Annotated in this window: 18 protein-coding genes; 13 read left to right on the top strand and 5 right to left on the bottom strand. The window is 42.4% G+C overall.

Annotated elements, in window-relative coordinates:
- Positions 1-3 precede the first annotated feature (3 nt).
- Positions 4-1,317: an acetyl-CoA hydrolase/transferase family protein gene (locus M3197_RS12675; RefSeq protein ID WP_251661949.1), complete on the top strand. Its 1,314-nt coding sequence runs from the start codon at positions 4-6 to the stop codon at positions 1,315-1,317.
- Between the two features lie 471 nt (positions 1,318-1,788).
- Here M3197_RS12675 and M3197_RS12670 read toward each other — a convergent pair whose 3' ends face one another.
- Positions 1,789-2,436: an MOSC domain-containing protein gene (locus tag M3197_RS12670; RefSeq protein WP_251661948.1), complete on the bottom strand. Its 648-nt coding sequence runs from the start codon at positions 2,434-2,436 to the stop codon at positions 1,789-1,791.
- 176 nt (positions 2,437-2,612) lie between these two features.
- Between M3197_RS12670 and M3197_RS12665 the strand changes: the two genes are divergently transcribed.
- The 3 genes from M3197_RS12665 to M3197_RS12655 all read left to right on the top strand — a co-directional run bounded on the left by M3197_RS12665 (position 2,613) and on the right by M3197_RS12655 (position 6,407).
- Positions 2,613-3,257 (top strand): HAD family hydrolase, encoded by a 645-nt coding sequence (locus M3197_RS12665; protein WP_251661947.1) that lies wholly within the window; start codon positions 2,613-2,615, stop codon positions 3,255-3,257.
- A 149-nt stretch (positions 3,258-3,406) separates the two neighbouring features.
- The gene (locus M3197_RS12660; RefSeq protein WP_251661946.1) at positions 3,407-5,095 is read left to right on the top strand and encodes a DUF2207 domain-containing protein; all 1,689 of its coding nucleotides are present in this window, start codon (positions 3,407-3,409) and stop codon (positions 5,093-5,095) included.
- A 130-nt stretch (positions 5,096-5,225) separates the two neighbouring features.
- The gene (locus tag M3197_RS12655) at positions 5,226-6,407 is read left to right on the top strand and encodes an MFS transporter (RefSeq protein ID WP_251661945.1); all 1,182 of its coding nucleotides are present in this window, start codon (positions 5,226-5,228) and stop codon (positions 6,405-6,407) included.
- Positions 6,408-6,431: 24 nt separating this feature from the next.
- Here the strand turns inward: M3197_RS12655 and M3197_RS12650 are convergent, their stop codons facing one another.
- Entirely contained in the window at positions 6,432-8,027 is a 1,596-nt protein-coding gene (locus M3197_RS12650) for an aspartate:alanine exchanger family transporter (protein WP_251662088.1), read from the bottom strand.
- 333 nt (positions 8,028-8,360) lie between these two features.
- Between M3197_RS12650 and M3197_RS12645 the strand changes: the two genes are divergently transcribed.
- The 3 genes from M3197_RS12645 (at position 8,361) to M3197_RS12635 (ending at position 10,582) form a co-directional block, all read left to right on the top strand.
- Positions 8,361-8,678, top strand: coding sequence for a hypothetical protein (locus M3197_RS12645; protein ID WP_251661944.1), 318 nt, complete (start codon positions 8,361-8,363; stop codon positions 8,676-8,678).
- Positions 8,679-8,775: 97 nt separating this feature from the next.
- Complete coding sequence (locus M3197_RS12640; protein WP_251662087.1) at positions 8,776-9,507, top strand: MerR family transcriptional regulator; 732 nt, start codon at positions 8,776-8,778, stop codon at positions 9,505-9,507.
- A 109-nt stretch (positions 9,508-9,616) separates the two neighbouring features.
- Positions 9,617-10,582: a S66 family peptidase gene (locus tag M3197_RS12635; protein ID WP_251661943.1), complete on the top strand. Its 966-nt coding sequence runs from the start codon at positions 9,617-9,619 to the stop codon at positions 10,580-10,582.
- 109 nt (positions 10,583-10,691) lie between these two features.
- Here the strand turns inward: M3197_RS12635 and M3197_RS12630 are convergent, their stop codons facing one another.
- Together M3197_RS12630 and M3197_RS12625 are read right to left on the bottom strand one after the other, a co-directional pair.
- The gene (locus M3197_RS12630; protein ID WP_251661942.1) at positions 10,692-11,603 is read right to left on the bottom strand and encodes an NAD(P)/FAD-dependent oxidoreductase; all 912 of its coding nucleotides are present in this window, start codon (positions 11,601-11,603) and stop codon (positions 10,692-10,694) included.
- A gap of 411 nt (positions 11,604-12,014) precedes the next feature.
- Entirely contained in the window at positions 12,015-12,179 is a 165-nt protein-coding gene (locus M3197_RS12625) for an aspartyl-phosphate phosphatase Spo0E family protein (RefSeq protein ID WP_251661941.1), read from the bottom strand.
- A 539-nt stretch (positions 12,180-12,718) separates the two neighbouring features.
- Between M3197_RS12625 and M3197_RS12620 the strand changes: the two genes are divergently transcribed.
- Both M3197_RS12620 and M3197_RS12615 read left to right on the top strand, forming a co-directional pair.
- A complete protein-coding gene (locus M3197_RS12620) occupies positions 12,719-14,224 on the top strand; it encodes an FAD-binding oxidoreductase (protein ID WP_251661940.1) in 1,506 nt (501 codons plus the stop codon).
- A gap of 11 nt (positions 14,225-14,235) precedes the next feature.
- The gene (locus tag M3197_RS12615) at positions 14,236-14,766 is read left to right on the top strand and encodes a hypothetical protein (protein ID WP_251661939.1); all 531 of its coding nucleotides are present in this window, start codon (positions 14,236-14,238) and stop codon (positions 14,764-14,766) included.
- Between the two features lie 130 nt (positions 14,767-14,896).
- Here the strand turns inward: M3197_RS12615 and M3197_RS12610 are convergent, their stop codons facing one another.
- A complete protein-coding gene (locus tag M3197_RS12610) occupies positions 14,897-16,249 on the bottom strand; it encodes a uracil-xanthine permease family protein (RefSeq protein ID WP_251661938.1) in 1,353 nt (450 codons plus the stop codon).
- Positions 16,250-16,436: 187 nt separating this feature from the next.
- On the opposite strand from M3197_RS12610, the gene M3197_RS12605 reads away from it, so the two are divergent.
- The 4 genes from M3197_RS12605 to M3197_RS12590 all read left to right on the top strand — a co-directional run bounded on the left by M3197_RS12605 (position 16,437) and on the right by M3197_RS12590 (position 20,192).
- The gene (locus M3197_RS12605; RefSeq protein WP_251662086.1) at positions 16,437-17,411 is read left to right on the top strand and encodes an aromatic ring-hydroxylating oxygenase subunit alpha; all 975 of its coding nucleotides are present in this window, start codon (positions 16,437-16,439) and stop codon (positions 17,409-17,411) included.
- Positions 17,412-17,526: 115 nt separating this feature from the next.
- Positions 17,527-18,258 (top strand): peptide-methionine (S)-S-oxide reductase MsrA, encoded by a 732-nt coding sequence (msrA, locus tag M3197_RS12600; RefSeq protein WP_251661937.1) that lies wholly within the window; start codon positions 17,527-17,529, stop codon positions 18,256-18,258.
- A 15-nt stretch (positions 18,259-18,273) separates the two neighbouring features.
- Entirely contained in the window at positions 18,274-19,518 is a 1,245-nt protein-coding gene (locus M3197_RS12595; protein WP_251661936.1) for an amidohydrolase family protein, read from the top strand.
- Positions 19,519-19,604: 86 nt separating this feature from the next.
- Positions 19,605-20,192, top strand: coding sequence for a histidine phosphatase family protein (locus tag M3197_RS12590; protein ID WP_251661935.1), 588 nt, complete (start codon positions 19,605-19,607; stop codon positions 20,190-20,192).
- Positions 20,193-21,361 lie beyond the last annotated feature (1,169 nt).

Genomic DNA, 21,361 nt, shown 5'->3' with positions numbered 1-21,361 from the left:
ATTATGACGAAACATTTGAGCGAGCAAGAATTCATGGCACTAATGCAACCTGGCACTGATCTCGTTATTCCCATTGCAAATGGGGAACCTCACTTGTTACTGGATCTATTAGAAGCAAATTATAAACAATTGGAAAACATAATCGTTCACCAGATGTTGGCACTCCGGGAACGTGCTTATATTCGAGGAGAAATGAAAGGCCATTTGTCGCACACGTCGTATTTTTTGAGTGGAGCAACACGCAACGCATTCCGTAGTGGAGCAGTCGATCTTGTTCCTAATGTATTTAACGAAGTCCCAAGGTTGTTACGAGAAACACTGAGACGTCCAGTGGTCATGGCAGTTGCATCTTTACCGGATGAGCACGGGTACTTCTCACTTGGAACGCAAGCCGATTATGTCTCCGAGTTCATCGGGAAAGTTCCATTCATCCTCGAAGTGAACAAGTACATGCCACGCACCTTCGGGAAAAACCAAATACACCTAAGCCAAATTGAAGGCTATGTCAAACACGACGCGTTTCTTGCAGAAGAGAAGTGTCCGGTTAGTACTGAGAAAGACAAAAAGATTGCTAGTTATATCACGTCTCAAATTCAAAATGGAGATACGTTGCAGGTGGGAATTGGAGCGGTTCCGAATGCCGTGATGAGTATGTTGAGAGACCACCGTGATTTGGGAATCCATACTGAAATGTTGACGGATGGAATTGTGGATCTCGTTTCCTCAGGTGCGGTGACAGGGATGAACAAATGCACTCATCAAGGGAAAATTGTGACGACGTTTGCCTATGGAACTCAGCGACTCTATGAGTTCCTTCACAATAATCCAAGCGTTGAATTTTTGCCTGTGAGTATGGTCAATGATCCCTATGAAATTGCAAAAGAGGACAATATTGTATCCATCAATGCAACGACAGAAGTGGACTTGTATGGCCAATGTGCATCTGAAACGATTGCTGGAAACTACTATTCGTCAACAGGCGGACAGGCAGATTTTGCGAGGGGAGCACAACTTGCGAAAAATGGGAAAGGGTTCATTTGCATGTACTCGACATTGAAAAATGATTCCATTTCACGCATTAAATTGAAGCTTACTCCTGGTTCTGTCGTAACGACGTCTAAAAACGAGGTCGATTGCATCGTAACAGAGTATGGGATTGCTAAATTACATGGTAAATCGATCCGCGAACGTGCGAAAGCTTTGATTGCAATAGCACATCCAAAATTCCGAGATGAATTGCGCAATGAGGCGATTGCCGCTGGAATCTTGCCTGCTCTAGGGAAACAATCAGCAACAAAGATGGTCGAGCGCTCATAAATTTTGGAAAGTGATCATAAATCTTGATAAATGCTCATAAATCATGGATTATGCTCATAAAATATGAAAAGTGATCATAAACCTTCAAAAGTGATCATAAATCCTGGAAAGTGCTCATAAACCTTCAAAAGTGCTCATAAATTCTAGAGAGTGCTCATAAACACAAAGTTGAGTCCCAATCAATAGCAGACGCTATGAAAATAGACGCCTACACAACTATCACACGACCAATCTAGTTTTAGAACCCTGATTAGGTAAGCTTCGCATCTGCGAAGTAATTCTAATAAAACATCCTAACAAAAACAGGAGCTCCCAATACAAGGAGGCTCCTGTTTTATTAATTCAACTCTTGAGCAAAGATTGAAACACCGAATTCCGTAAGACCTCATATGGTCAGAAAGATAAGTGACTCAAGTAAACAACCATACAAGTTATTTGGCGATCATTCAATCTCAATATAGCTTATCGACTTTAGGAGTTCGCAAGTGCTTTTTCTAAACGGTTTTCAAACTTATCATGCCAATCGTCAGCGAGTGCTTCTATTGCTAACACACGACGGATTCCATCGATATCTTTTGGATTATGGAAGTACGTTGAATTTGCTTCAAGTACTGAGACTCCATGTGAATCTTTTTTGTGTAACGTTATCTGGTCATCTGACTGAACCATTCCTTCTTTTAGAACGCGACATAAGTAGCCAGTATATCCGGTCTGAATCATGTTTTTCATCATCGGGTATCCAAGACGCTGATCGATGGTATTGCATGGAATTCTGCCTTGGGTCACTTGGATGACGGCGTCTCCTAGTGTAAAGATATCACCTATACAAATTTCAGCTTCGGTCATACCGGATGCAGTGATATTTTCTCCGAATGCTGCGGGTGGAAGTTGACATTTGAACTCTTCATTCCATTGCGCATAATGTTCATGAGGATACATACAAACTGCGCGATCTGGTCCGCCATGGTGTTTTTTATCAGCTACGTCATCGCCTTTAAAACCATCAAATGACAAGAATGCTTCTGTAATCGTTTGTTTACAAATCCCCGTGACGAGTTCTTTCCCTTTTGAAGTACTAATTTGCTTAGGTAAACCCGTAGATAGTGTCACTAGTTTCATGGTGGCCCCTCTTTTCTATTCATTCAATTATTGATTAAGTATAGCAAAGTTGACCATAGTTAACGACAGTATTCTGATAACTAAATGAATACCAGAGAATTGGTCGACCAAATGTGACTTTGCCCCTATAATGGGTACAGGAAAACTAGAACGTATTACGGAAATGGGGAACAAGTGTGAAGAAGGCAGTAATATTCGATTTTGATGGAACGATCATTGATACAGAATCAGCATGGTTTGATATTTATCAAGAAATCTTGAAGGAGCAACATGGATTCAACTTGACGTTGGAAGAATTCGTAAAAGTGGTTGGTTCAACGGATGGTGCATTATTTGACTTTATAGACCAGTCGCTAGATGTGCCAATGGATCGTACTGTTTTTCATAATCAAGTCAACTCCCGATTTGAAAAAATTCGGGAACAATTGGCATTACGGGATGGGTTTTTAGAGACTGTAAAAGAACTAAAAGAACGAGGAATCTTGCTTGCCGTTGCGAGTAGTTCAAAGCGGAATTGGATTGAAGGGTTTCTTACTCAACATGGCTTGCTGGAGTATTTCCCGATTATCGTTTCAGCAGATGATGTCGATGAAGTGAAACCAAATCCAGCGATTTACGAAGTGGCATTGGAACGACTCGGTGTTACCCCAGACGAGGCAATTGCTGTGGAAGATTCCTATAACGGATCGATTGCAGCCATAAGTGCAGGCGTTCATTGCTTAATCATCCCGAACGATGTGACGCGTTCGTTATCGTTCCACGAAAAGGGGCAACTGATTGAGTCGTTTTCTGATTTTGACTATCGTTTACTGGAGCAGTAAATAAGTAATTCGAGAGCGTTCTATCCAAAAATGGATGGAACGCTTTTATATGGTCGGATTAAGGGGAAGAGACATATAAGTGGTCTAATATTTCGAGCTTTGAAACTATAGGGATGGACATTCGTAATAGAAAGAAGGGAGTGATGGACGTGAAAAAAGCAATGTTAAGTGCTGTGATGTTGGTAGTGTTGATTGTGTTTCCGAATCCGGCATTTGCAGAAGACTTCACAATCAAGGATTTTAAGATTGATGCACAACTCGAAACGGATGGGAATGTGCAGGTGAAGGAACGGTTAACGTATGAATTCGATGGCTCTTTCAATGGAATCACCCGTGATATTTATCCAAAAGAAGATAGCAAAATCAGTGACCTTCATGCTGATGAAAACGGAAAACCCCTTAAAATCGAAGGGAATGGCGGTAGCTATAAAATCTACAGAAAAGCAAAAGATGAGAATGTCACTATTGAATTATCCTACACGATTGAAGGTGGAGTAGAAAAATACTCTGACATGGCACAATTTTACTGGCCGTTTTTTGACGATCGAAACGAAACTGACTTTGGAAATGTAATGATTACCGTTCGCCCGCCGGAAGTGACGGATGATGTAATTGCGATGGGCTATGATGCTGCTCGTGGATCAGAAAAGACGGATAAAGAGGGAACGGTTGTATTTAATCTTGGAAAAATATCAGCTGGGACGAATGCAGATGTCCGTATAGGTTTTGACGAAGCACTGTTCTCCGAGGCTGTACGCACAAGTGACAAAAAAATACGACCTGTTTTGGAAAAAGAGCAACAATCACTAATTGCAGCACAAGCTCGTTATGACAAGATGCATAAGTTGTCTGGAACAGTAGCGCCCTATCTATTTGGAGGTGCTGTACTGCTACTACTTCTCATAGGCGTATATACAATGCGATTGCAAAACAAACGTCGAGAGCAAGCTGTCTTGGATTACCCAGAAGCCTATTTTGTTCCCGAAGCGATTATGAGCCTACCTTCAACACTTCGATACACGGTGCCACACGTTGGAAGTACACAAGTCCAAACAACGGCACTCTTGGACTTACTTCGAAAAGGCTACATTAAAAAAGAAGGTGAAGATGCATTTCGTGTAGTTAGTCGTGATACGGAATATGAGCATGAGCGATTGCTTATTGAATGGTTATTCGATGGTTTTGGAGATGGCCAAACGTTTTCCTACAGTAATTTAGATGTATTGGAAGGGGACAAATTATCAGCTCAACAGGAAGTCAATAAATACAATACATTGCAAAGTGCATGGGAGAAGTCTATAAGAGAGGAAATAGATAACAATCATATGAAGGGTGGCGGTAAAGGCGTACGTGTCTTATCTGTCATAGTAGGATTTTTACTCATTGCTCCGATGATTGTATTTGGAATCTACGGTCAGACGATGTGGCTATTGTTTTTAATAATCCCAAGTCTAATTCTTGTGTTATTTGGATTGTTGTACGCTCCTAAAACAGTCAAGGGACTTGGAATCCAGTACCAATGGGATGCTTTCCGGAAGCGATTACCTGATGTTTCCGCTACTGATTTGAATGATCAACTGGATGACGAGCAAAAGCGTGCAGTGATTTTCGGAATTGGTACAAAAACATGGGATGAAAAGAAAATGGAGGATTTAAATTCAATTTACGAACGTGGATATGTTCCCCCAATCATGTACTACTTCCCAATAGGAACGCTTGCCTATTCGCAATTAAATCGGGCAGATAGTGCAGTTGCTGCATCTACTACCTCATCATCCTCATCGTCTTCAAGTGGTGGTGGAGTTGGTGGCGGTGGCGGAGGAGCTGGTGCGTTTTAACGTGCAAAGACAAAAGTTCGTCACAACCCATGAATACCTGAATACAATTGGCTAGGTTACCAACCACAACCGTGATAAAATGAAGAAATATATTATTTTAAGGACGATACTGGTTGTAGGAGCGGAACATATGAAAAAATCATCACTTACACTGTGGTTATTGTTAACAAATTTGCTCATCGCTTTCTTAGGCATAGGTCTTGTAATTCCCGTTATGCCAACGTTAATGAATGAATTGCATCTATCAGGAAAAATAGTCGGCTATCTAGTCGCTTTCTTTGCAGTCGCACAGCTTGTAGCCTCTCCGTTATCGGGGCGTTGGGTAGATTCCTTTGGACGGAAGAAAATGATCGTCATTGGATTGCTAATGTTTAGTGTATCCGAACTTTTGTTTGCTGTTGGTCAAACATTATCTGTCCTGTTTGCTTCGCGAATTGTCGGCGGTGTTAGTGCAGCTTTCATCATGCCAGCGGTCACAGCATTCATCGCAGATATCACCACAAACGATACTCGAGCTAAAGCACTTGGCTATATGTCCGCAGCAATTTCCACTGGATTTATACTAGGACCAGGAGTAGGTGGATTTCTTGCGACTCTAGGTACGCGGGTTCCATTTTTCTTCGCAGCGGGTCTTGCACTTTTTGCAGCAATCTTCTCTCTGATTATGTTGCGAGAGCCTGACCGGCAATATGAGGAAACAATGAATACAAAAAAGCCAGGATTCACACGAATTTTTGCACCCATATACTTCATCGTGTTCCTCTTGATTTTTGTATTGTCATTCGGACTTGCATCGTTTGAATCCATCTTTAGCCTATTCGTCGATCATAAGTTTGCGTTCACACCTGCAGATATTGCGATTGTTATTACAGGAAGTGGGATTGTCGGTGCAATCGCACAAGTTGTTTTGTTCGATCGACTCGCAAAACGTATGGGTGAAAAAAAACTCATATACTGGTGTTTAGTGTTATCCGCTGTCTTAGTTGCAGCCATGACGGTAGTAAGTTCTTACTTTGCAGTTTTGGCAGTTACAATTGTCGTGTTTGTCGGATTTGATTTAATCCGCCCAGCTGCGACTTCCTACTTGTCTAAAATTGCAGGGAATGAACAAGGATTTGTCGGAGGGATGAACTCCATGTTCACAAGCATCGGGAATATGATTGGCCCGATAGTAGGAGGCATTCTGTTCGACATTGATCTCGATTATCCGTTCTACTTTGCAACGATTGTACTCATCGGAGGAGCTATACTCGCATTCGTTTGGATGCGCAAGCCAGACGTAACAAAAGACCCTATCCATCAGCCTTTGTAATTGGCTGATGGACAGGGTCTTTTTCTATAAGAAGAACACAATCAATTGGGATGCAATTGCAACTAGAATTAGTGCAAATGGATATGCAGCTGCATACGCAATCGCAGGGTCTTCAGAGTCAATGAGTTGGTTCAAGGCACCAAGTGCAGGTGTACTTGTCATACCACCTGAAAGTCCGCCAAGTGAGTGGACGACACTTAGTTTTAATAGTTTGCGCGCAGCAAAATAACCGGCGAAAATAGGAATCAGTGTTATTAGAACTCCTGCAAATATGAGTTTCAAGCCTTCTGTCTGGATCACTTCTACAATTCCTGCACCGGCGGTCGTTCCGGCTCCAGCAAGGAAAAGTACTAGGCCGAGCTCACGAATTACGTGATTGGAAGGACCGTAATAACGAACGTGGATAGGTCCAAGCTTACCGAAGTGCCCAATAATCAGAGCGACAAAAAGTGGTCCCCCTGCAGTACCTAACTGTATCGTGCCAAGCCCCGGGATTGGTATCGGCACCATCCCAAGTAGTACCCCAAGAAGCAACGTGACACTAATTGAAAAGATATCCAAATTTGTGATGGCGAGTTTTTTGCGGCTGAAAAGTTCTTCGACTTCATCGAGACGCTGTTCTGTACTGACAATTGTCAAGACGTCTCCGCGGATTAACGGCAAGTTCGGATTTTGCGTCAGTTCAATCCCTTCACGTGTGATGCGAGTGACGGTAGTCCCGTGATCCTTACGTAATCTGAGGTCTTTGAGTGTTTTCCCCATTACTTCATCCGAATCGACGGTCACTTTCCGGAGATGGACATTGTCGGGATTCGCTAAATCTGTGTCGACAGGTCTCCCAACATATGCGATCAGTCCATCGAGCTTCGTTTCGTTACCGACCACAACTAGGTTGTCTCCGTTCAGCAAAATTGTATCACCTAGGGCAATCATCGTATGGCCATCACGGATGACCCGACTGACGACAGCGTCATAGGGAGCAAAATTCAATTCGCTCAAACTACTTTTGTGAAGCATCGGATTCGTCACTTCAAGAGTTGTGAGGACGGGTGAACCAACTGTTCGGATTGGATTCGCGGTTTCTTCCAGGTCCTTTTGTAAATCGATCTTCCCGATGCGGGGGAGCAATTGCACGAACAAGACAACGGCCAATACGCCGAACGGATAGGCGATCCCATAACCGACCGACGCAAGCGGATCATGCGTTGCTTGCAAGGCTGCAGCTAAACCAGGTGTACTTGTAAGAGCACCGGTCATGAGTCCAACACTGAGTGCCGGGTCCAGGTTGAGTCCTTTTGCGACCAAAATCGTCGTGACAACCGCAAATAGGATGATTAGTAACGATAAAATTCCGAAAATCAGACCACTAGATCGCAGCATGCGGAAAAACTTCGGACCTGCCTGTAATCCGATACCGACTATGAAAAGACTCAATCCAAAATTTTGGATCACTGGCGAAATGGCAAAGCCGAAATGTCCAAATACCATTGCAACTAGCAAAACTCCTGCTGCACCCAAGTTAAGACCCTTAATGGACAATGAGCCGAACCAGGAGCCAAGAAATAAGATAACGAATAATAAAATCAGTGGTTCGTCGAGTAACGAGCGCAGTAATTCCATCCAATTCACCTCTATGAAACAATCTACCCCAAGTATACTGTAATGAACCAGCTGAGTGCAGTGACAAGTCCTGAAACGCTCATTGCTTTAAACGATAGTGAATCTGTGGATTTTCTTGGACATCCCCGCTTATTTTGAGAGTTGCTGTTTAATTAAAACAAGACGCCTATTTTGCTTGGTCACTACTCTTGGTAGAGTGTTTGTAGCTGAAAGGCGTTGAAGCTTATTCTAATGTAAATTAGTAAATTGGGAAGAGAAGGTTAGCGAACTTTCACAATAGGGAAAGAACGAAATGAGGAAGTACACTAGCTACGCATGGAAAGGAGTTTTCACATGGGAATATTATTAATCATTTTCATCGCTCTCGGTGCAGCGGGGGTGCTCCTTCAAGGGTTAATGTATACGAAGCAATTCAACTTGAATTTAGGAATTCGTGTCATGAATACTGTACTCGGACTACTCATTGCATACATAACATTCACTTCGTTTCCAGAAGGGGAAACTATACGAAAGTCAATTGCTGCAGCACTGGGAATTAGCGCTATTGGTGGTTTAGCAATTAGTTTTGTAAAACGGGAGGCACTCGGGGGGAGAGTACTTCTCACCCTTTCCGTATTAGTCGGACTCGGATTTTTGTATGCTGGAATATGAATCGGAACAGGTAGGATGCTTCTAAAAATAAGCGGTCTATTTTTTCTAGTTGACTCTTACGTTACGTCAGCCTTTACACTGAAAGTATGAAAGGAGGCTGGGTATGAAAGTGAAAGAAGTAGCAGCATTATCAGGTGTGAGTGTCCGAACGTTGCATCACTATGATGAACTAGGATTACTGAAACCCGCAGAAACGACAGAAGCGGGATATCGGGTTTATTCTGACGAAAATCTTGCTGAGCTCCAACAGATTTTGTTTTACAGAGCACTTGGTTTTTCGTTAAAACAAATCAAAGAAATACTGTCCAATCCATCATTCAATCGACTTGAAGCGTTAGTTAGTCAGCGACAGATGCTTCATCAGAAGCGGTCTCAACTCGACGACATGATACGAACGATTGAACAAACCATAAAAGAAGGAAAGGGTGAAGTGACGATGACACGAGAAGAACGATTTAAAGGATTCGACTTTAGTGAAAATCCTTATGAACTGGAAGCGAGAGACCAGTGGGGGGATGGAGTTGTGGATGAAACGAACAAGAAGTTGCAACAGTTCGGTGGGGAACAACAGGAAAAGATGAATGCGATCTATCGACGTCTTGCTGAAGTGCGACATCTCCCAGCGAATTCTGAGGAAGCACAAAAAGCAATCGGTGAATGGTACCAGTTTTTGAATACGATTGGTACGTACTCAATGGAAGCATTTGAAGGCCTTGGGGAGATGTATGTTGCCGACGAACGGTTCACAACGAACATTGATCAGTTTGGCCAAGGGCTCGCGAACTTCATGCGCGATGCGATGAAAGAATACGCACAACGAAATAGCTAGAAATGAACAGGCATCCTTCAAAGGGTGCCTGTTTTAATTTGACCCCGTTTGTTCATTGTTCTATGATTAATCAAAACAGTTTGACACTAGATGAAAAGGTTGTGATCCAATGATTGTTCCTGCTAAATTACAAATTGGTGATGAGATTCGTATTGTCGCGCCGAGTCGAAGTGGTGCCATATTATCTAAAGATGGAGTGAAGAGCGCAACCGAACGATTAGAAGCACTTGGGTTCAAGGTCACGTTCGGTACGTACGCGTTTGAATCGGATCTTCATCACTCCGCTTCGATTGAACACCGAATCGAGGATGTCCATGAAGCGTTCAGAGATCCTGCCGTCAAAGGAATTCTAACAGTCATTGGCGGGTTTAATAGCAATGAATTGCTGCCGTATCTGGATTACGAACTGATCAAAAACAACCCCAAAGTATTTTGTGGATATAGTGACATTACTGCAATTGCGTCAGCGATTACGGCTAAAACAGGGATGGTCACGTATTCAGGACCTCATTTTTCAAGCTTTTCGATGGATATTGGCCGAGACTGGCAGACAGAGTTCTTTAAAAAGTGTCTTATGCAAGAGGAGCATTTTTCGCTCACACCTTCTGAACAATGGAGCGATGATTCATGGTACTTGGATCAGGAAAATCGAATGTTTGAACCGACTGAATGGAAGGTTTATAACAAAGGAACGGCCCAGGGGCGAATCTTTGGCGCAAATTTATGTACGTTGAACCTGTTGCAAGGAACGGAGTATATGCCTGATTTAAGCGATTCAATTTTATTCATAGAAGATGATGAAATGACGATACCCGAGACGTTTGCACGGGATTTGACTTCGCTGCTCCAGGTCGCAGGTGAAATCCGTGGACTGGTAATAGGGCGGTTTCAAAGGGGATCCAAGGTTTCCAATGAGCAAATCCACTATATCCTCGATAAACTCCCAATTCTCCAAAACATACCGGTGCTCTATGACGTCGATTTCGGTCATACACAACCGATGTTCACTTTCCCAATCGGTGGCGAAGTAGTTTTGAATAGTGCGGATTGTTCAATCGAATTGACAAAGTTCTAACGTGACAAACAATCTCTCAAACTGGGCACTGCTTTATGCAGTGTCTTTTTGCAATAGGTTCTCTAAAGTGAAAGTTTTTTGTATTAAGCACTTAAATAAGATATATATGCTAGTTTGTTTGATCGAATAATTCGTTCGTTAAATCTCCGTTTATGCCAATTGCCGCCGCACTTCCACTGCCTGCTGCTACAATAAGCTGTGCAGGGACGATATTTGCCGCATCACCTGCGGCGTATACGTTCCATACATTTGTACGTCCATATTCGTCCGTTTGAATTCCTCCGTATTTGTTCATTTTACAGCCGAGTAGTTCGGCAAAACGGTTAGGGTGCGACCACAGGGGAGTAACGAAACCATATGATCGGTCAATCAGCGTGCCGTCTTCTAGACGCACGCGTTCAAGTTGACCGTTTGTGCCTTCAAGCCCGGAAAGAATATCTTCCACAACTTTAATACCGCGTGTTTCCAGACTCTCCCTTTCGTCTAGTTCGAGTCGTCCTTCTCCGTTAGTGAACACAATGAGATCGCGACTCCATGTAAAAACCTCTTTTGCAAGCTTATAGACATTTTTGTCCGCAATGACGGCAAGAGGCTGATCGCGAACTTCCCAGCCATCACAGTACGGGCAGCTAAACAAGCTTGTCCCATAAAATCGTTCAATGCCCGGTACATTCGGCTGTTCATCTTTTAAGCCGGTTGCCAGTAAGATTTTAGTGCTTTTATATACGTTATTGGATTCTGTGGTTACTTCGTAATTTGATGCTGAAATGCGTTCAATAGAGAGTGCTTTTTCAGGTTTTACTTGAATGGTAGGATAGGCTTTCAATTCTTGCAATGCGAGCTGACGTAATTTTGCCGGTTGGATTCCATCACGTGTTAAAAATCCGTGCGATTCTCGGACGACATGGTTACGGGCTTCATTACTATCGAATAAAATAACATTTCTACGAGCTCTCCCTAGGACAAGTGCGGCGTTTAATCCTGCCGGTCCCCCGCCTATGATAATGCAGTCATAGTCCATCTTCTTTGCTCATCCTTTCTATATACATTCATTTTACCCATGTCTACTGTGATTAAGCTTAAAAAAGGAATTAATGTTAGATGTATGATGAACAATCATGGAAGTTTTTTGCACTTAGCAATTAAAGAGAAACCTAACAGAGCACTTGCAGAATGGCAGCAACTGCGTATATTGAGGATTATACCTAGTCCAATCCATTCTTTTTCAAAGCCATTTAGATTATAGGATTAAGAAAGTAACTCACGAATATGTAACTTTTCTGAACAGCAATTTTTGCTTGGTTATCGAGTTTGGACGGGTTTTTATAATCATCATTAAGTTTGTTGAAATATGAAAAGACAGGTCCGAAAAACTCTGGACCTGTCTTTTTTGTTTGAATATCTTTTAATACCGTTGATTCATATTCTATAGTTATGAACAAATCCCTTGCACTCTGTTCAATAAGATATCCAGTTCATGACTGCATTCGACAACACTTGGATGTGTGAATCCTAAGTGTTCTGCTTTTTTATACATGACTTTTCGTTTTACCTTAATTCTCAACAACAGTAAGTTCATTTTGCCCGCTTTATACATTTCTACGCCCCCGTAATATAGATTACGCTTCAAATCATGTAGTAAATTTCTTGTAAGTATAGAAGCAACTTGTTCATCATATCTAATGCGGAATGAAAAGTATGTCGGTTCTTGGGGAGCTTCTAATTTGCTGTTAAAATGTGACGGAAATGTGTACGATGTTTGATTATTCAGATGAATAAAGCGGTGCAAACAAACTTTTGATGGAACGAAGTTTAATTTTTAATCGGGCGATAGAGTAAAACGTAGAGGATCTAGTAGGAGTGTTGACGGAGGAATAGGTACACTAGACTTTATCGTAAGACTGTCTACGTTTCCCTTTATCTTGCTTCCTTATATTCCCTCTTTAGCGTTTGAAGATTTGTGGGGATGAATACTTAAACAAACGGGAGCTAATTATGGAAGACGAGATATTTAATTGCACATTATAAATTGAAAAATGACACCGATCCTGTAGTTGGAGAGTTGTCTTCCTTTTGACAGTAGAAAAAAATATAAGATTCTTTTCTGTTGCTGCATTGTATAATAAAATTAAAACTATGAAAATTCACAACATGACAATAAAAGGGGTTACTATGCAAAGGTTAATGGAGTTACTTAAAAAACCATGGTTTTTAGGAAGTCTAGTTGTTGTTTTTGTGGCTGTCGTTTTATGGAACATCCCGATAGAGAAAAGGAAATATGGGCTCTCACAAGGTAGTTTAGTAACAGATTATACCGGACTTCTTCCTCAACGCGTTGAACGAATCGTTAAGGCGGAAAACCGACAGGATCTGCAAAGGATTGTCAAAGAAGCAAACAAAGATGGACAGAAAATCTCGGTTGCCGGATTACAGCATTCGCAAGGTGGTCATACGTATTACAAAGATGGTGTCGTTCTGGATATGCGCACTTTTAACCGAATATTGGAGATTGATGAACAACAAAAAACAATTCGTGTAGAGGCAGGAGCCTCATGGGAAGATGTCCAAGAGGCCATACAGCCTCATGGGTTAGCCTTGAAAGTAACTCAATCCCAATCTATTTTTACAATAGGTGGTTCTCTTTCTGTAAATGCGCACGGGCGGGATATCCGTTTTGGTTCGATGGCGGAAACCGTGAAGGAAATGACCTTATTAACCCCTTCAGGAGAGATCAAGACCATAACCCGGGATGACCCAGATGACTGGATGAAGTATGTATTTGGCGGATATGGATTGTTTGGTGTGATATTAGATGTGACACTGGAATTAACGGAAAATGACATATACACGATTCATACAGAACAATTGAAAACAGATCAGTATGAGACCTATTTTAACGAATTATTGACCCATCGGAACACAGCGATGCACTATGCCAGAGTAAGTGTAGCTCCTAGTACCTTTTTAGACGAAATGGTTGTTGTCAATTACGATTACACAGAAAAACAGGATCATAAAACGGTACTCAAAAAAGAACAAGGTGTTCGGCTAAGTAAGATAGCACTTGATGTAGGGCGTCAGGGTGGGGCTTTGGAAGATTTGTTTTGGGGAACACAAAAGCTTTATATTGGTTCTCTTGATGGAAAAGAAATTACGCGGAACAATGTAATGCGCTCGGAATCCACATTTATGGAATATACGAAACCAGGGAGAGTCGAAGTGTTGCAAGAATTTTTTGTTCCAATTCATGCCTATGGAGACTACATAAATGATTTAAAGCAAATAATCCCATCGAACGACAGAAGTGAGGATTTTAAAGTTCATAATATTACGGTTCGCTACGCGGCTAAAGACGAAGTCACGACATTGAATTATGCGAAAGAGGATATGTTAGGTTTGGTTGTATTAATCCAGCATGGACTCAAGGAAGATGAGATTGCTAACGCCACGACACTCATCCAGAACTGGACCCGCCTAACGCTCGAACACGGAGGAACCTATTATTTGCCTTATTATCGGTATCAAACGAAAAAGCAATTTAGGGATTCTTACCCGGGGTGGGAAGAATTTGTGGAAGAAAAATTACGTAAAGATCCAAATAGCGTCTTCCAGAATATGTTTTATGAGCACTACCTTAAGTGAAGGAGCACAGTATGAATTCTAAAAGTGTACGGTATCTACCGCTTGTTGTTACAGTGGGGCAAGTTGTTATTTTCCCATATTATATCATTTGGCTAAAGCAAGTATCTTTGACGTTTACATTATTCGCTTGGTTTTTCGCAACATTTTCTTTTTCGGCTGCATGGGGGTACCGAATCTATCAGACAAAGAAGAATAAGGAACAATCATACGTATTTATTATTTATGCAGGTATGGGAATTGTGTACGTACTTATTGGCTTGATCAAGAACTCGTACGAATACCTTCCGTATATTGTGCTTCCGTTGCAAGTCACCCTTGGATTATTACAAGGATACTTTCGAGCATGGCATTCTGAACAGGACACGTACCACTTACATGCGGTTCATCACTATTTAATTGTCGGTTTTATGATGATCGGTTTTAGTTTTACTAGAATCATTTCCCCTGTTGTTTTTATTGCGATTTTTGGTCTATTGTTGTGTTTATGTGGCTTTTGGGATTTTATCAGAAGAGGAAAGTTGAGCGAACCTAAAAAAGTATAGAAACATGTAGAAGGCCGCTGTTAGAACCTAAAGATAGTTTCATATACTGCAACTTATCAGTGCATGAAAAGGACCGCTAATCAGTTACGGATTAGCGGTCTTTTGATAGGGATGGACAACACAGCGTCTTCTAATTTGTATTATTCACCTGGTCTGATTGAGGTATTTTTTGTTCTAATGATTTATCCACTGGAATGACCAAGTTTAGGATCACTGTCGCAATTGCACCAACTGAAATCCCAGAAGAAAGCAGGTAATTCGCCCAGTTTGGAACGGTTGCTAACACTTCTTTCGGAAGCACGGTAACCGCGATTGTCAGTAAGATTGGAACACCGATGACGATCATATTTCGGTCATCGATTATAATCGGTTGAATAATTTTCATACCATTCGTGACAATTGCCACACAAACAATTCCGAAGATCCCGTTAATGACGGATTCCGGGATGCAAATAATGATTGCGGACAATTTGGGGATGAAGCCAAGTAATACTAGGATGAAACCGCTCGCCATGATGACCATTCGGCTACCGACGCCAGTGATTGCCAAAAGTCCTGCGTTCGATGAGTAGCCAGTAAGTGGTGTGCTGCCGAATAGGGAACCTACGAAACAGCCGAGTCCTTCACCGAACGAAGCACGGTTCAGACGCTTTTCATCCAACTCTTCCTCAGTAATCGTTGAAACGACGAACCACGTTCCAGTCGTTTCAAGTAGGATAATTAAGTATACAAGCATCATCGTGAGGATAGCACCCATATCGAATACCGGTTTTCCAAATGGCAATAGTGTCGGAAGGGAGAACCATGCCGCATCTTTCACCGGAGTGAAGTCAATTGGATAAAAGAGACTAGCAGCAATCGATCCCGCAACGATTGCAAGGATGACAGAGACGAGTCGGAAAAACGAGCCAAATCGAGGTAAACGTTTGCCGAGAACCATACACGTTACCAGTACACCAGCTGAAATCGAGGCGATTGCTACGTTTTGACCGATGGTACCTTCTGCAAAGTAAATATTGTTTAAGCCAACAGGCATTAATGCAATACCGACGATTATGATAACCGTTCCTCCAACGATGGGGGGAACAATTTTACGGACGGTTTTTGCGAAAACTTTTAATGGATAGCCAAGGAGTGCAATCATGATGGCTCCAGGAATGAGACTTCCTGCAATAGCACCGAGTCCTAGCTTTCCACCAATTGCAGCAATGGCACCGATGGGTACATAAGAAGGACCTTGAACAACTGGAAGTTTTAAGCCGAAACCTGTTTGAATGAGTGTCGCAAGTCCAGTTGCAAGGAAACACATTTGAACGAAGAACGAAGTATTTTCGGTACTTAAAGATAGTAAGCCCGCTACAATGATGGGCGCTATGTACAAATCCATTGCGAGTACGTGCTGTAAACCGAGTGCGATAGCTTTCGGATAACTAACTTTCTCATCAACACCGATGAGCAAACCATCTGGTCGTTTCTTGGACAACATGAACACTCCTTAGTTCGTTTTTGTTGAGGTATAGATTGGAGTATAAAGAATGAAATTCGATTTGTACAGTCAAATTACGAACAATTATTTATTTTTAATAGAATTAGTTCGCATTTTTAGGTTGACCAAACTGAATTCCTTTCGTACACTTGGAGTAACTAAGAGAATGGAAGGGGATCTATCGATGTTGAAAGATACAGCGTTACAAGAAGATTGGCTCGTTGCTTGCCGATCTCAAGATGTCCAAGAAGCACCTATTCAAATTGTTTTAATGGGAGAACGACTTGCGATTTTCCGGAATAGTAAAGGGGTTCACGCATTTAAGGATTTATGTATACATAGAGGAGCTGCACTATCACTCGGTGAAGTGAAAAATGATTGTCTTGTATGTCCATATCATGGCTGGGAGTACGAAGACGAAGGGGATTGTGTGAAAATTCCACAGTTACCTGAAGGCAAATCGATTCCGAAGAAAGCAAAGGCGGTTGTCTACTCCTGTATCGAAAAATATGGATTTATTTGGGTGAACCTTGCAGGTAATGAACCTGAGTTCTTTAAGTATCCAGAAATGGAGTCAGGAGGATGGAGAAGTGTCATCTGGGGTCCCCAGGAAGCAGAAGCACTTCCACCAAGAATTGTTGAAAACTTCTTGGATGTTGGTCATCTAGCTGTTGTCCACCAAGGTTTTCTCGGTGAAGAGGCACACCGTGAAATTGAACCTTATAAAATGAATGAAGTAGATGGAAGAATGTATTCAGATGAAATCCGTATTTTCCAACCGGATGCGGATGGAACTGGAGTTGCAAAATACGTGTACTATACGTATGAAATTGTTCGTCCACTCACAGTGCGTTTTACGAAGCGAGATGCGGAGAATGATACGTTGATGACGATTTTGCTAACGGTTCGTCCGATGTCTGAAACGCATTCCGTGGCGTATGGAATATTGTCGTTCAACTACGATACAGGGCAGACAGATGAAGAAATCATAGAGTTTCAAGATATGATATTCGCTCAAGATAAACCAATTGTCCAAAACCAGAAACCAGAAGAGCTCCCACTCGATTTACAAGTGGAATTATCTCTTGTTTCGGACAGAGTCAGCATTGCGTATCGTCAGTATTTGAAAAAATGCGGTGTCGTTCTAGGTACAGCTTAATAGGTTTGCAAAAAGCTATCCGATTTGGATAGCTTTTTTGTGTTGTGTGATAAACTAATAGAAAGAATGTTCGATATGATTGGCAGCGATAAAATAGAACAGGAGGAACCTTATGTTGAAACGGAAAATAATGTTGATTTTAATGATTTGTACGGTCTTTCTTCTAGCTTCCTGCGGTGACAATGCTGGTAGACCAAGTACGGAGCCTGAACCAGAAGATGGTTATGTGTTGAAAGATGATGTGACCAATATTAACGAAGCCTTGAATTACGATGATAGTGAGATGCACAAAATTTACTTCGCGGGCGGCTGTTTCTGGGGAGTAGAAGCGTATTTTGCAAAACTTTATGGGGTGCAAGATACTGTTTCCGGATATGCGAATGGCACAGGTGAAAACCCTAGCTATGAAGACGTCATTAAAGGAGATCGGGATTTTGTGGAAACTGTAGAAGTCACGTATGATCCAGACAGAATTTCGCTGGAATCTCTCATTGATCATCTGTTTCAAGTGATTGATCCGACTTCCGTTGACAAGCAAGGAAATGATGTAGGAGTTCAATACCGTTCAGGAATTTATTATTCTGATGAATCGGATGCGGAAATTGTGAAAGAAGCAGTCAAAGACGAGCAGCAGTTTTATAAGAAAGACATTGTAACAGAAGCGGCACCCCTCGATAATTTCTATAAAGCTGAAGAGTTCCATCAAGACTATTTAGTAAAGAATCCGAACGGCTATTGTCACATTAATTTACAAGCTTTAAATGATGTTAAAATCCAACCGATTATTCGTGATGAAGAAATAGTGAAGCAGTTGAGTAAACCGAAAGAGGAAAAAGAGACGAACTAATGGAGGGAATGCTCGATGAAGACGTTGCTTATTAGGAATGCACGTATCCGGGATGATCAGGATCTGCAGGACATTTGGATTGAAGAGGGGGTCATACGGAAAATTGGACCGGGGTTATCTGAAAATCCAGACCAAGTAATAGACTGTGAAGGAAAGGTAGTTCTTCCAGGCTTAGTTGAAGGGCATATTCATCCTGATAAGGCATTTTTAGAGGATCGTAAGCCAAATGTATCGGGTACGCTTGAAGAGGCAATTAAAAATACAGGTGAACTGAAAGCACAGTATACGTATGAAGATGTGTATGCACGCTCTGAGAAAGTGCTGAAATGGGCGATTGCTAAGGGTACCACTGTGATGCGAGCTCATCCTGATGTCGATCATATTGAGAAATTACTCGGCGTGGAAGTATTGCTAGATTTAAAAGAGGTCTATAAGGACAAAATCGATTTGCAAATTGTTGTCTTCCCACAAGAAGGAATTCTGAAATCTGAGGGGACGCTAGGACGGATGGAAGAGGGCATTCAGATGGGTGCTGATGTTGTTGGAGGGTGTCCTTACAATGAAAAGACATTGGAAGATTCCATTCGTCATTTGGAATTGGTCTTTGACTTAGCGGAAACGCATGGGTTGCCACTCGACTTGCATGTGGATTTCGCGGATCATACCGGGGATCCAAGATATATGCTGACGGAACGTATTTGCGACATGACAATTGAGCGAGGGATGCAAGGACGTGTGACGCTTGGTCATGTGACGAGTCTTGGATCGCTTGAACCTGAAGAAGCATCTGCCTTATTTACGAAGATTGCGGAGGCAGGAATCACGATTATGCCCCTGCCCGCAACGGATGTCTATTTAAATGGCCGCAATGATAAGAAAAATGTGCGACGTGGCATGGCACCTGTTCTTCAGATGCTTGACCATGGTGTGAACGTAGCATTCGCATCGAATAATATTCGGAACGCCTTTACACCATTCGGCAATGCAAATTTGTTATTAATCGGGTATTTGCTAGCGGAAACGCAGTTCATGGGTTCAGCAGAACAGCAGCGAACGGTTCTCGATATGATTACGTACAATGCAGCAAAGTGTTTAGGGATTGAAGAGACGTACGGGATTGCTGAAGGAAAAAAGGCGGATTTGGTTGTGTTTGATTCGCAGAAATTGAGCGACATTATTCAGGATCAGCCAATTGCAAACTTCGTCATTAAAGCGGGTAAGGTGATTGTAGAACAGTCAATGAATCGCGCTACCGAATAAAGCGTAATATTGTTAGATTGTTTTGGAAACTTCAGGGTATGTGATAAAGTAATACCATTATAATGTTTGAATAGGAGGCGACTTGGATGACCACAGTTGGATTTGTACGCCACGGAGTGACCGCCTGGAACAAACAGGGACGAGCACAAGGGAGTACGGATATTCCGTTGGATGAAGAAGGAATTATGATGGCGGAACGAGCCGCAGAGCGTTTTTCTGCAGAGAATTGGAATGCAATTTATACAAGTCCTTGGCAGCGTGCAAAGCGAACTGCAGAACTAATCGGTAAGCAAATGACGAATACAGAAGTGATTGAAGATAAACGTTTGCGTGAACGGGCTGGCGGATTGATCGAAGGCACCACGGAAGCCGATCGTTTGGAAAAGTGGGGGCCAGATTGGAAGCAACTCGATCTTCAAGGAGAGACGCACGATAGCGTGATTGCTCGCGGGATGTCGTTCATCCAGGAGATGCAACAGAAGTATCCAGATGGACGAGTGCTTGCAGTGAGTCATGGCGGTTTCATCAAACGATTGTTGTCCGAGTTGTTGCCAGGAACGACGTATGAAGAACCACTTGGGAATACGTCGTTGACGATTGTTAAGATCAGTGAGGATGAAAATTTGTGTGAGTTGTTTAATTGTACGAATCATTTGCTTGAAATGAAATATTGAAACCGGTTGCCCTCGGGTAGCCGGTTTTTCGATGAACTCTGTCGATCAGGATCTTGGATTTGTCGGACACATTGGGTCGATTGTCCGACATTTCGGGGGATTTCTTCGACACACGATCGCGTTTCTCCATCACTAAGAGAGATTTCTCCGACACTCAGCGAAGTTTCTCGATAACGGGACACAATTCACCTGATTTAAGAGATTAATTGGAGGCGCTTCGCTTGTTCTAGAAAGGGCTAACTCACTGATAGAGATCAATCCACGTTGTCCGACACATCGAGTCGATTGTCCGACAAGCTGAGTGATTTCTTCGACACTCAGCAAAGTTTCTCGATAACGGGACACAATTCACCTGATGTAAGAGATTAATTGGAGGCGCTTCGCTTGTTTTAGAAAGGGCTAACTCACTGGGAGAGATCAATCCACGTTGTCCGACACATCGAGTCGATTGTCCGACAAGCCGAGTGATTTCTTCGACACACGATCGCGTTTCTCCATCACTAAGAGAGATTTCTCCGACACTCAGCGAAGTTTCTCGATAACGGGACACAATTCAATCGGGTTAAGAGATTAATTGGAGGCGCTTCGCTTGTTCTAGAAAGGGTTAACTCGCTGGGAGAGATCAATCCACGTTGTCCGACACATCGAGTCGATTGTCCGACAAGCCGAGTGGTTTCTCCGACAATCAATCGTGTTTCTCCATCACTAAGAGAGATTTCTCCGACACTCAGCGAAGTTTCTCGATAACGGGACACAATTCACCTGATTTAAGAGATTAATTGGGGGCGCTTCGCTTGTTTTAGAAAGGGCTAACTCGCTGGGAGAGATCAATCCACGTTGTCCGACACATCGAGTCGATTGCCCGACATTTCGGGGGATTTCTTCGACACACGATCGCGTTTCTCCATCACTAAGAGAGATTTCTCCGACACTCAGCGAAGTTTCTCGATAACGGGACACAATTCAATTGGGTTAAGAGATTAATTGGAGGCGCTGCGCTTGTTTCAGAAAGGGCTAACTCGCTGGGAGAGATCAATCCACGTTGTCCGACACATCGAGTTGATTGTCCGACAAGCTGAGTGATTTCTTCGACACACGATCGCGTTTCTCCATCACTAAGAGAGATTTCTCCGACACTCAGCAAAGTTTCTCGATAACGGGACACAATT

The organism is Sporosarcina aquimarina (assembly GCF_023715615.1).
GTDB classification, from domain to species: Bacteria; Bacillota; Bacilli; order Bacillales_A; family Planococcaceae; genus Sporosarcina; species Sporosarcina aquimarina_A.
Note: the sequence above shows the minus strand (reverse complement) of the source record. Positions and strands in the feature narration are given on the sequence as shown.

Excerpts from the sequence above, each read along its gene's own strand:
- M3197_RS12675 (WP_251661949.1), top strand. The coding sequence starts at position 4 with ATGACGAAACATTTGAGCGAGCAAGAATTCATGGCACTAATGCAACCT.
- M3197_RS12670 (WP_251661948.1), bottom strand. The coding sequence starts at position 2,436 with ATGAAACTAGTGACACTATCTACGGGTTTACCTAAGCAAATTAGTACT.
- M3197_RS12655 (WP_251661945.1), top strand. The coding sequence starts at position 5,226 with ATGAAAAAATCATCACTTACACTGTGGTTATTGTTAACAAATTTGCTC.
- M3197_RS12650 (WP_251662088.1), bottom strand. The coding sequence starts at position 8,027 with ATGGAATTACTGCGCTCGTTACTCGACGAACCACTGATTTTATTATTC.
- M3197_RS12645 (WP_251661944.1), top strand. The coding sequence starts at position 8,361 with ATGGGAATATTATTAATCATTTTCATCGCTCTCGGTGCAGCGGGGGTG.
- M3197_RS12635 (WP_251661943.1), top strand. The coding sequence starts at position 9,617 with ATGATTGTTCCTGCTAAATTACAAATTGGTGATGAGATTCGTATTGTC.
- M3197_RS12630 (WP_251661942.1), bottom strand. The coding sequence starts at position 11,603 with ATGGACTATGACTGCATTATCATAGGCGGGGGACCGGCAGGATTAAAC.
- M3197_RS12625 (WP_251661941.1), bottom strand. The coding sequence starts at position 12,179 with ATGTATAAAGCGGGCAAAATGAACTTACTGTTGTTGAGAATTAAGGTA.
- M3197_RS12620 (WP_251661940.1), top strand. The coding sequence starts at position 12,719 with ATGAAAATTCACAACATGACAATAAAAGGGGTTACTATGCAAAGGTTA.
- M3197_RS12615 (WP_251661939.1), top strand. The coding sequence starts at position 14,236 with ATGAATTCTAAAAGTGTACGGTATCTACCGCTTGTTGTTACAGTGGGG.
- M3197_RS12605 (WP_251662086.1), top strand. The coding sequence starts at position 16,437 with ATGTTGAAAGATACAGCGTTACAAGAAGATTGGCTCGTTGCTTGCCGA.
- M3197_RS12595 (WP_251661936.1), top strand. The coding sequence starts at position 18,274 with ATGAAGACGTTGCTTATTAGGAATGCACGTATCCGGGATGATCAGGAT.
- M3197_RS12590 (WP_251661935.1), top strand. The coding sequence starts at position 19,605 with ATGACCACAGTTGGATTTGTACGCCACGGAGTGACCGCCTGGAACAAA.